This window comes from Nonomuraea sp. NPDC059007 (genome assembly GCF_042740555.1).
Lineage (GTDB): Bacteria > Actinomycetota > Actinomycetes > Streptosporangiales > Streptosporangiaceae > Nonomuraea.
On the sequence record NZ_JBHYJD010000105.1, the window covers coordinates 1 to 10,484 of the forward strand.

The 10,484-nt window shown below is 70.3% G+C and carries 8 protein-coding genes; 6 read left to right on the forward strand and 2 right to left on the reverse strand.

Annotated features, from left to right (window positions below):
- Positions 1-373: 373 nt before the first annotated feature.
- The gene (locus tag ACFWY5_RS57600) at positions 374-1,141 is read right to left on the reverse strand and encodes a GntR family transcriptional regulator (protein WP_379640336.1); all 768 of its coding nucleotides are present in this window, start codon (positions 1,139-1,141) and stop codon (positions 374-376) included.
- A 187-nt stretch (positions 1,142-1,328) separates the two neighbouring features.
- Between ACFWY5_RS57600 and fxlM the strand changes: the two genes are divergently transcribed.
- From fxlM to ACFWY5_RS57625, 5 genes are all read left to right on the forward strand, one after another.
- Complete coding sequence (fxlM, locus tag ACFWY5_RS57605; RefSeq protein WP_379640338.1) at positions 1,329-2,570, forward strand: methyltransferase, FxLD system; 1,242 nt, start codon at positions 1,329-1,331, stop codon at positions 2,568-2,570.
- A 59-nt stretch (positions 2,571-2,629) separates the two neighbouring features.
- Complete coding sequence (locus tag ACFWY5_RS57610; protein WP_379640339.1) at positions 2,630-2,779, forward strand: hypothetical protein; 150 nt, start codon at positions 2,630-2,632, stop codon at positions 2,777-2,779.
- A 121-nt stretch (positions 2,780-2,900) separates the two neighbouring features.
- Positions 2,901-6,023, forward strand: coding sequence for a lantibiotic dehydratase (locus tag ACFWY5_RS57615; protein WP_379640340.1), 3,123 nt, complete (start codon positions 2,901-2,903; stop codon positions 6,021-6,023).
- Positions 5,972-7,243 carry a lanthionine synthetase C family protein gene (locus ACFWY5_RS57620; protein WP_379640341.1) on the forward strand — a complete coding sequence of 424 codons (1,272 nt, stop codon included), beginning with the start codon at positions 5,972-5,974 and terminating at the stop codon, positions 7,241-7,243. Before ACFWY5_RS57615 ends, ACFWY5_RS57620 begins: the two co-directional genes overlap by 52 nt.
- Positions 7,243-8,049, forward strand: a complete 807-nt coding sequence (locus tag ACFWY5_RS57625; RefSeq protein ID WP_379640342.1) for a thiopeptide-type bacteriocin biosynthesis protein — start codon at positions 7,243-7,245, stop codon at positions 8,047-8,049. Before ACFWY5_RS57620 ends, ACFWY5_RS57625 begins: the two co-directional genes overlap by 1 nt.
- An 87-nt stretch (positions 8,050-8,136) precedes the next feature.
- Here the strand turns inward: ACFWY5_RS57625 and ACFWY5_RS57630 are convergent, their stop codons facing one another.
- Entirely contained in the window at positions 8,137-8,526 is a 390-nt protein-coding gene (locus ACFWY5_RS57630) for a helix-turn-helix domain-containing protein (protein WP_379640343.1), read from the reverse strand.
- Positions 8,527-8,824: 298 nt separating this feature from the next.
- Here ACFWY5_RS57630 and ACFWY5_RS57635 point away from each other — a divergent pair, with 298 nt between their 5' ends.
- Positions 8,825-9,553 (forward strand): ATP-binding protein, encoded by a 729-nt coding sequence (locus ACFWY5_RS57635; protein WP_379640344.1) that lies wholly within the window; start codon positions 8,825-8,827, stop codon positions 9,551-9,553.
- Positions 9,554-10,484: the final 931 nt, after the last annotated feature.

The following is a 10,484-nucleotide window of genomic DNA, read 5'->3' on the forward strand; positions in this document are numbered from 1 at the left end:
CCCCTGGCTACACGCCTACAATCACCACCGCGGCCACACCGCACTCGGCGGCCAACCACCCGCCAACCGCGTACCTAACCTCTCAGGACAGAACAACTAGGCCAGTGACCCAGCCGGTTCAGCCTGCCTTGAATGCGGCTGACCCTCCCTTGGGCTATCAGCTCCAGCTTCGGCAACTCGGCATTCCTGCTCTGGAAGCCCCGTGATGTGTGCGTGTTCCACCATGCAGAAGGCCCTTGCTTCGACTGCCGGTTTCGCATCTTTCCTTCCGCCTGATTGGCGGCAGATGCTGGTGGTGGCGGGGTCAGGAGGAACACGCAGGCGGGCCGGCGTACCGCCACGCCCCCTGCGCTTCCGCATTCCTTCTTGCTGGTCACTCCGGGTCGACGGGGTAGCGGTAGCGCAGTTTGAACTGGTAGGTGGGCATGACGTAGAGGTTGACCTTCACAGCTCGTCCGTCGGCGGTCAGCCCGGTGTGGAAGATGTCGAAGACTCGCTGGTCGGGCGTCATGCGCAGAAACCTCGCCTCTTCCGGCGTGGGCGGCCGGACTTCGATGTCCTCCACGATGTCGGCCTGAGCGTGGCCGAGCTCGGCCAGGCGGCTGGAGATACCGCCTACGCCCGAGTCGAGTTCGGCGATGAGTGTGCCATCGGCGATGGAGCGCGGGATGTAGCTGGTGACGATCTGGATGGGCACGTCCTCTGCGCGCATGTAGCGCGGGCCCCGGACGATGACGCTGTCGGTGTCGGGATCGACGCCGAGCACGTCGGCGACGGCGGCCGGTGGCCTGGCGGGGCCGACGCCGTGGTCGGAGTCCAAGGTGTAGCTGTGCGCGGCCATCTCACTGGCCAGCGCGCCGCGCACACCACCGCGTTCGCGGTGGGCGCGGCTGTGCCGTACGGCGGCGTCGCGCAGCAGAGGCGGCAACTGGTGGACGTAGGTCCCGACACCCATGTGCACGTACACGAGTCCCTCCGCCTTGAGGATCTTCAAAGCCTTGTTGATCGTGGCGCGGTGGACGCCGAGCTCGGCGGCCAGGGCGTCTTCGTTGGGCAGCAGCGAGCCGCGAGGGTAGAGGCCGTCACGAATGGATTCGCGGATGGTGTCGGCCACCTGGCGGTAGCTCGCTGTGCTCGTCACGCCCTCACCTTACCGATAGTACGTACTACATACCCGTTGACCTGCCTTCTGCGCCGCATTATGAAGTATGTACCACATACTTCATGTCGGGTGGCGCTGTCCTCAACAGGCACCCCTACACACCGCGCCCGCGGCTTGGCCGCGCGGCGCCTCAGATCTGGAGGCAGGCGTGACTAGCCTTCCCCGCGTGACAACCGACAGCGCCCATCAGGGCAGCCCCACAGACCTCGACATCGCGGCACTTCACGCTCGTATGGTGGAACAGACCGTCGCCACCTGCGGGCAACTGGGGGTCACCCTCCCGGAACCGGTGGTCGCGGCGCTGGCCAAGGTGCCTCGCCATCTGTTCACCTTTGATGTGCCGCTGGAGCAGGCGTATGGCAAGGGGTCGGTAGTCGCCAAGCGCGACGAACGCGGGATCATGCTCTCCACCGTCTCCTCGCCCACCACGATCGCCAACATGCTGACGCAGGCTGGTGACCTCGACGGAGCGCACGTGCTGGAAGTGGGAAGCGGCGGCTACAACGCGTCTCTCCTGCGTGAACTCGTGGGCGAGCGCGGGTCGGTCACCACGATCGACATCGATCCAGACGTCGTCAAGCGCGCCCAGGCAAGCCTGTCCGCGGCCGGTTACGACGATGTCCTCGTCCTCCAGCACGATGGAGAGCTCCCGCTGGAAGAGCGGAAGAACGACTTCGACCTGATCATCGTGACCGTGGGCGTGTGGGACATCCCGCCTGCCTGGACCGAACAGCTCGCCGAGGGAGGGCGGCTGGTCCTGCCGTTGCGCACGCTCGGCGTCACCCGATCGTGGGCGCTGGAACCCTCCGAGGGTCACCTCGTCAGCCGCAGTCACACCATGTCCGGCTTCGTACCCGTCCAGGGCATCGGCGCCCACCGAGGTCACGGCGTCCCGCTCGACGGCGGAGCCGGACTGTGGATCGACGAGGAAACCTACCCCGACACTTCGGCCTTGGAGGGCGTCCTATCCGCGCCGAGAGCCCAGGCGTGGACAGGCGTCACCATCGGCATGGGCCAGCCCTTCCACGACCTGGACCTATGGCTGGCCAGCCACCTGGACGGGTTCGCCCTGTTGACCGCCGAGCAGGAAGCCATCGACTCCGGGCTGATCAACCCATCCTGGCGGCTGGGCACACCCGCCATGATCGACGGCTCCTCCCTCGCCTACCGCGCCCGGCCCCGCCCGCTCGACGAGGCGCGCACGGCGGTCGAGTTCGGCGCCTATGGCCACGGACCGCAGGCCGCTTCGCTGGCCGAGAAGCTCGCCGAACACATCCGTGCCTGGCACGAGCGTGGCCGCCCTCGACCTGCCCTGGCCGTCTATCCCGCCGCCCAGCCCGTCCACGCAGAGCCAGGCTGGTTCGTGCTGCGCAAGCGGCATTCCACGATCGTGCTCACCTGGCCCTGATCGGGCCGGGAAAGCACTGGCACCATCCCCTCTTGTCCGCTGATGGAAGGAGCTCCACCATGCGCACCACCAGCACGGCGAGCAGGTCTGACCTGGCCCTCGACGTCCGGTTCACCCACGCGAATGTCTCCGCCGCGGGCATCGCCTCGGAGGACTGCACCGGCGATGAGTGCACCGGCACCGACGACAGCGCCGGAGTGACCTGCTAACGCCGCGTTTCGGGACCGGCACGCCTTCTCCGAGGAGCCGGTCCCGACCTGTCAGTGCCGATCGGGAATCACCGGGGAGAAGCGCATGACCCGCACCACCACGCACGCCCATTTACGCCCCGTGGACGCGGCCATTATCCGCAGCTCGCTGTTCACCAGCGCTACCGGCGCTCTTCCAGCACCTCCGGACCTGACCGGTACCAGCCCCGCCCACGTGGCCGACCAGTTGGCCTGGCTGCGCCGTGTCTGGGCCGAGGAGGCGTTCGCCGAGGCCGTCACCGTCGCCAGCGCCGACCTAGCCGCGACGATCACCCACCTGCTCGCCGGGCGGGCCCTGCACCCTCGCCGCCTACGCCGGGCGGCCGAATCGACGCTGCGCTACCTGCTGCGCGCCACCGGCCGCGCCACCCCATTCGGCCTGTTTGCGGGAGTCGCCCCGCTACGCCTCGGCGAGCGCGCCGAGTGGGCCTGGGCAGATCGCCATCAGGGGGTTGCCCGCCCCGACGCCGCCTGGCTCACCGCGCTCATCCACGGCCTGGAAGCTCGCCCGGACGTGTGGCCCCACCTGCGCGTGATGACCAATACCCTTGCCCACGTCCGCGGCGACCGGCTCGTCATCCCCTGCCGTCTGCGCCCAGCTGACACGGTCCCCGCCGATGTCGAGATCCGCCTTACCCCGCCGGTCTGCACCGTGCTCCGCGCGGCGCAAGCTCCCATCACGCTCGCCGAGCTGACCCGGCTCCTGTCCGCCGAACTGGTCGACCTCCCCGACAGTTCTGACGGTGGCAGTACTGGTGATATCGACGGCGCCGTCAAGGGGATGCTGGCTGCTCTGGTCGAGCACGGCGTCCTTCTCAGCAGCCTTCACCCGCCGATGGACGTCACCGACCCGCTTACCCATCTGATCACCGAGCTTGCCGCTCTCGGCCCGGCAGCACCCCTCGACGTGCTCGATACCCTGCATCGCGTACGCGGCGAGCTCGCTGGCCACGCCACCACGACCGCTCCCGAGGAACGCCGAGCTCTGCGAACCTCGGCGACCCGCAGAATGTCCGACCTCCACGACCACCCTCCGCCGGCCCCGGCCATCGACCTACGGCTCGACTGCCGCGCCGCCCTACCGCCGCTTGTGACTGATGAGGCCACCGCAGCAGCAGCCGCGCTGATCCGGCTCACCCCGCACCCCTACGGCAACCCCGCCTGGCTGGCGTGGCACACGGCCTTCCTGGAACGATGGGGTATCGGCGCTATCGTCCCGCTCGCCGACGCCCTCAACCCCGACACCGGGCTCGGCTTCCCCGCCGGATACCGCGGCTCCTCCACTCTCACCCCCGCCCAGCCGCTGACCAGTCGTGACCGGCTGCTGCTGCGCCTCGCCCAGCAATCGGCCCTCGATGACGAAGCCGTCGTCCTCGACGAGAACCTGCTGGACCAACTCGCCGCCGACCACCGCGACGGGCGTGCGCCTGTCCCGGTGCCGCATACCGAGCTGCGCTTCGCCGTGCACGCCCCCACCACCGCCGCGATCGATGAAGGCGACTTCACGCTCGTCGTCATCTCCGCCGCCCGGCAGGCAGGCACCACCGCTGGACGCTTCCTGCACCTGCTGGCCTCTGCGGATCGGGACCGCATGACCCAAGCCCTATCCATGCTGCCGACGCTCGCCCCGGACGCGATGCTCGCCCAGGTGTCGTGTCCGCCGATCTCACCCCGCGCGGCCAACCTCGCCCGCAGCCCCGCCATCGCCCCAACCCTCAGCCTCGGCGAACACCGGGCTCACCGCCAAGAGCACCTGCCGGTGTCGGACCTGGCGATCAGCAGCGACGCCCGGCATCTGTTCCTGATATCGCTGGCCAGCGGGACCATCGTCGAGCCATTGGCCGTTCACGCGCTGGACTTCCGTCACGCAACCCATCCGCTGGCCAGGTTTCTCGTCGAGGCCGCCGCCGCCCGCGCCGCCGCCTGTACTCCGTTCTCCTGGGGAGCGGCCAAGGACCTGCCGTTCCTGCCGCGCGTCACCTACCGGCGCACGATCCTGTCCCCGGCCGCCTGGAATCTCGCGGCCAACGACCTGCCCGGTCGCACCGCGGCGTGGCCGACCTGGGCCCAGGAGTGGAAGAACCTGGCCGGCCGCCGCCGCGTCCCGGCTCGGGTCTGCCTCGGCGAACGCGACCAGCGGCTCCGGCTGAACCTGGATGAGCCCGCCCACTTGGCCATCCTGCGCTCCCACCTGGACCGCGAGCAGCACGCCCGGCTGGCCGAAGTCCCCGACCCCCAGGCATACGGCTGGACCGGCGGCCGAGCCCACGAAATCGTCCTCCCGCTGGCAGCCACCAACCCCGCGCCCACAGGCCAGGCCACCGCACGCCCCGCATCAGGTCCTACCGCAGGCTTCGCCACCGGCCGTCTCCAGGCCATCTGCCACCCCGGACATCAGCCCGGCACCTCCACCTGGCTGTACACGCGGCTACACGTCCACCCCGACCGCCAGAGCGAACTCCTCACCCGTCACCTGCCGAGCCTGCTCGCCACCTGGCCAGGCGGGCCCGCCACCGGCTGGTGGTTCCTGCGCCATCAAGCTCCTGACCACCACCTGCGTCTACGCATACCGCTCCACCATCCGGGTGAATACGGCAATGCCGCTCACCACGTCGGCCGGTGGGCCGACGAGATCCGCGACCATGGCCTGCTGCGCCGCCTCACGCTCGACACCTACTACCCCGAACCCGGCCGGTACGGCACAGGCGAGGCCCTGATGGCGGCGGAGACGGTGTTCGCCGCCGACTCCGCCGCCGCCCTGGCTCAACTCGACGCCGCCGGACTCGAACATCCGGCGGTAGTAGCCGTCACCGCGGCGAGCATGCTGGATCTGGCCGCCGCCTTCACCGGCAGCCTCAACGCCGGAGCGGACTGGCTCACCAGCCACGTCCTGCGCCACTCCGAGCCGCCTGTCAGCCGCCCCCTCCACAACGAGGCGATGCGCCTAGCCAACCCCGCGAACCATTGGGCCGAGCTTCGCCACCTCTGCGGCGGCACCGAGATCACCGACGCGTGGGAAAGACGCCGCCAGGCAGTCGTCGGATACCGCGCCCTGCTGGCCGCACACCGGCCGGACCCGGACGCGGTCCTCACGGCCCTGCTGCACCTGCACCACGCCCGCATGGCCGGGCTCGACCCGGCGAGCGAGCGGCTGTGCTTGCGACTCGGCCGCGCGGCAGCACTCGCCCACCGGATGAAGGGATAGCCGCCATCAACGCCCCCACCGCCTCCGCCCGCGCGATCTCGACCGGCGAGCTGACTCCCTCCGGCATCATGCCCCGCCCCGACGGGCCCGGACAATCACTGGCCCGAGGCGCCGTAGGTATCGCGCTCCTGCACATCGAACGCGCAGCCGCCGACCTCAGCGGCTGGGACACTGCCCACGAATGGCTCCGCCTGGCCACCGGCGACCTCCTCACGACCGGCGCGCAAGCCAACCTGCTCTTCGGAGCGCCCGCCCTCGCGTACGCCCTCCACGGCACCGCGCCCGACCGCTACCAGGACGCCCAGGCGCTGCTGGACGTCGAGGTCGCCGGGCTCGTCAAAGACCGCCTGGAGTCCGCTCACGGCCGCATCGACCGCGCAGACCGGCCCCGCCTGGCCGAGTACGACCTGTTCAAGGGATTGACCGGGCTCGGCGCCCACCTGCTGCGCCACCAACCCGACAGCGCGACACTCGGCTCCGTCCTGGAGTATCTCGTCCGGCTGACCGAACCGCTCAGCCGAGACGGGCTGCCCGGCTGGTGGACCGACGAACCGCCCACCGCAGGACGAGTAGCCGGTGCCCAGGGCGGGCACGACAACCTCAGCATGGCCCACGGCATCTGCGGCCCCCTCGCCCTGCTGTCGCTGGCGGCCGGACAAGGGCGCGTGGTCAACGGCCAGCTCGCCGCGATCCGCCGCATCTGCGACTGGATGGACCTCTGGCGGAGACCCCACCCGTCCGGCCCGTGGTGGCCGGAGATCATCACGCTAGACGAGACGCGAACACCAGGGAGCAGGCAAGCTGAACCGGCTCGGCCCTCGTGGTGCTACGGCACCCCCGGCCACGCCCGCGCCCAGCAACTCGCCGCAATCGCGCTCGGCGACTCCAACCGGCAACGCACGGCCGAGCACGCCCTGCACGGCTGCCTGACCGACCCCGGCCAACTCAACAAGATCACCGACGCGGGCCTGTGCCACGGCTGGGCAGGACTCCTTCACACCTCCCGACGGGTCGCCGCCACGGCCAGCACCCCAGCCTTGACCAAGATGGTGGACACCCTCACCCAGCACGCCGCGCCAATACCGGCCATGCACGAGCCCGGCTTCCTCAACGGCATGGCCGGACTGGCGCTCACGCTGAGCAGCCCGACCAGCGGAGAGACCACCACCAGCTGGGACGCCTGCCTCCTGCTCAGCCCAAACCAGGAGGCGAAAACCTGATGGACCAGCCCTCGCCCTGGCAGCAGACCTCCATCACCTTCACCGACCCCCACAACGCCGAGCAGATCACCCTCGACCACCTCGCCCCCGCCCTCCTGCACCTCGACCAAGCCGGACTCCTCACCTCGTGGTCCTTCATCCGCAAGAGGGCATGGCGTATCCGCTACGTATCCACCGACGACAGCACCAGCCAAGTACGTACACGACTGCGGGACACCGTGTGCCACCTACGCGAGACCGGTCATGTCGTCCGCAGCGCACAGACGATCTATGAGCCCGAGATCTGGGCTTTCGGCGGCGAGCCGGGCATGGACACCGCCCACGCCCTCTTCCACGCCGACAGCCGCAACACCCTCACCCACCTCGCCAACCTCGACGAGACACCGATCCACCGGCGAGAACTGTCCGTCCTGCTGTGCACAGCCCTCATGGAAGCGGCCGGGCTCGATTGGTTCGAACGGGGCGACATCTGGGCCAAGGTCACCGAACTACGCCCGGCCAAACAGGACATCGCAGACCAGGACCACTGGGCCACCTTCCAATCCGATGTCAACCGGCTCCTACATGCCGACACCAGACATGGTGGCGACCTCCGCTCCAACCAGGCTGCCTTCGCCTCCGACTGGCTCACCGCATTCGAGACAGCTGGCCGTTCACTGCGAATCCTGGCTGACAATGGGCTCCTCAAACGCGGGCTCCGCGCCGTGATCGCCCACCACACGATCTTCCACTGGAACCGGATGGGCCTGCCATACGACGTCCAAGCCAACCTCGCACAGGCAGCACGATGTGTCGTCTTCGACTAGTCGAAGACGGACCCAGCCGATCTATGGCAACCCCACATCACGCGACCAGTTGCGACCGATGACGTACCCGCAGCGACGACCGGGGCCTCACCCTTTCGTGCTTAGGGCGCGCTGGTCTCGTGCCGGGTAGTCGGCCAGCGTCTCAGCGGTGAGCAGTTGGACCGGCCGAGTGCCGTAGATGCGGGCCAGCAGCTGGAGCGTGGGCAGGGAGGGTCGCCGGCCTGCCTGTGGCCAGTTCTCGTAGTCGTAGAGGCGCGACTCGCGCAGGCCCGCGCCGGTAGTGCCGGCGAGCCGGTGAAAGGCTTCGACTGTCTGGGTGGCGGTGAGTCCGGCGGCGTAGCGGTGGAGGCGGAGTGGGGTGGCGGGGTGGTCGAGGGCGAGGATGACGGCGATCTGGTCGGTGGTGAATCCGTGCTGGCGGAGGTAGCGGCTGCGGCGGCGGCAGTCGAGGAGTGTCTGGTATCCGGTGCCGGACATGGCCTGGTGTCCCTTCCGTTGGCGCGCGGGTGCGCGCGTGGTTGTGCGCGGCGGGCCCCTGTGGGTTGGGGGTTGGGGGACGGTAGGCGGTCTTGTGGGAGGGGCTCCAGTCTGGGTGTGGGGTGGTCGACGTGCCGGTCGCGGTGGGGATGGCGGGCATGGTGGTGGTGTTGCCGCAGGCTGGGGCGGTGTGGGTGTGGGGTGGTGGTTTGGGGGTGTGATTCGGGCGTGAAGGTGGGTGATGGTGCTGGCCGCTCCCGGCGTCGGGCCGGGACGCGGACCGGAAGGGACACCTGTCATGAACACCCGCACGCATCACACGAGCCTGGCTGCGCTGAGCAGCCCCCTCACTTGGCCGGCCTTCCTCCGTCACCGGCAGGCGCCGCTGGTGGAGGAGTTCCCGGATCTGGCGCCGGGCCTGATGATGTCCACCCTCCGCGCCGCGCGTTTGTGGGGCGGGATGGCGTGGCGGCGGGCTTTCCCCGGGCGCGGTGACCAGTCCGCTCTGGCCCGCCGCATGGTGGGCCAGCTGCTGGCGGACACTGCTCGGGTGGAGGACGCGGTGTGGGTGACGGCCGAGCTGGTCAGCAACGCGCTCCGGCACACCTGCTCGGGGCGGGAGCGGGGCTTCTTCGTGGTCGAGGTGCTGCGAGGGGCGGCGTCGGTGCGGATCGTGGTCTATGACTTGGGCGGTGGCCCGGTCCCGGACTTCTCGCGGATACCCGGTCGGCTGCCGGAGGCTGAGGAGGGGCGGGGTCTGGCCGGGGTGGCCAAGCTCGCGGCCCGGACAGGGGCGGCGGGTGACGAGGTGACCGGGCACGCGGTCTGGGCCGAACTGGCCCTGGCCGGGCAGGCGACCGGCTCGGCCTCGGACGTCACGGCGGTCGGTGGTACGGCCGGGCACACGGGTGACGCGCAAGAGCCGGGCGGCATCCGAGAACTGCTCTCGGCCGAAAGACCGGGCTCCGATCGCCTGGAGGAGGGTGTCCGCTTGGACCCTTCCGCGGTTCTGTGGGAGGCGAGCTGAGGAAGAGGGCGGACCAGGTGTCCGCGTTCGGGCAGGAGCCGTGGGCGCAGCAGGCGCTCGCCGAGCTGCGCCGTGGCTGGCCCGACTGGGCGTTTCTGGTGGTGAAATGCCAATGGCTGGCGTTGCGCGGTAAGCAGCAGGTGATCAGCGCGAGCGGGCCGCGCGACCTCCAGCACGCGCTGCCCCGCCCACCCCGCCCACCCAGGCCGCCCAAGCCACCCGAGCCACCTAAACCGGCTAAACCGCCCGAGCCGCCTGAGCCGCCTCCGGCTGAGTCGGCCCCGGTGCCCGTCTCGGCTTCGCCTGGACCGGCCAAGCACGATGCGCCAGGGCACCGTCTGGTGCTGCCGACGTTGGCGGAGCTGTTGCACGGGGCGCCTGGCGTGAGCTGGACCAGGACGAGCACGCCGCCCCCAACCACGCTGTCCGGTGCGGGCGCGCACGCGGGTGGGGCGGGTGGGGGTGATGGTGCCGGTGCGGGGCCGAGCGGCCCTGTGACGGCCGGTGGGCCGCCGCTGGGGGTGATGGCGGCGGAACGGTCGGTGACGGGCACGTGGGCCGTTGCGGGCGCGGACGGGGTGCGGGTGGCGTGGTGGCAGGCCGGGTGGTGGCCCTGGGGTCGGGGCCGCGCCCGAGCGCGAACTGGCTCGCGAGCAGGGGAAGCCGCTGCTTCGGCGGGCCGGGCCGGGTCTGTGGTGGGTGGTCGGCGTCGTCACGGCCGTCGTGTCCGGCCGAGGCCCGCAGCAGTCGCTCGACCGATCGCGGCCTGAGAGCCGGGGCCGGGGTCGGGGCCGCGTCCCGGCGCGGGGGCCGGGACGGGGCTTGACACCTGGGGTTCAGGTGGGCGTCGATACCCGGTCCGCCCGCCCACCGTGCGCTGCGGGACGGATGGGCGGGCGGGTTCGGGTGGTGGGTTCGCCTCGTGTTGGGG

What these genes read in the sequence shown, in the direction of transcription:
- ACFWY5_RS57635 (WP_379640344.1), top strand. Translation starts at nt 8,825, where the DNA reads ATGAACACCCGCACGCATCACACGAGCCTGGCTGCGCTGAGCAGCCCC.
- ACFWY5_RS57610 (WP_379640339.1), top strand. Translation starts at nt 2,630, where the DNA reads ATGCGCACCACCAGCACGGCGAGCAGGTCTGACCTGGCCCTCGACGTC.
- ACFWY5_RS57630 (WP_379640343.1), bottom strand. Translation starts at nt 8,526, where the DNA reads ATGTCCGGCACCGGATACCAGACACTCCTCGACTGCCGCCGCCGCAGC.
- ACFWY5_RS57625 (WP_379640342.1), top strand. Translation starts at nt 7,243, where the DNA reads ATGGACCAGCCCTCGCCCTGGCAGCAGACCTCCATCACCTTCACCGAC.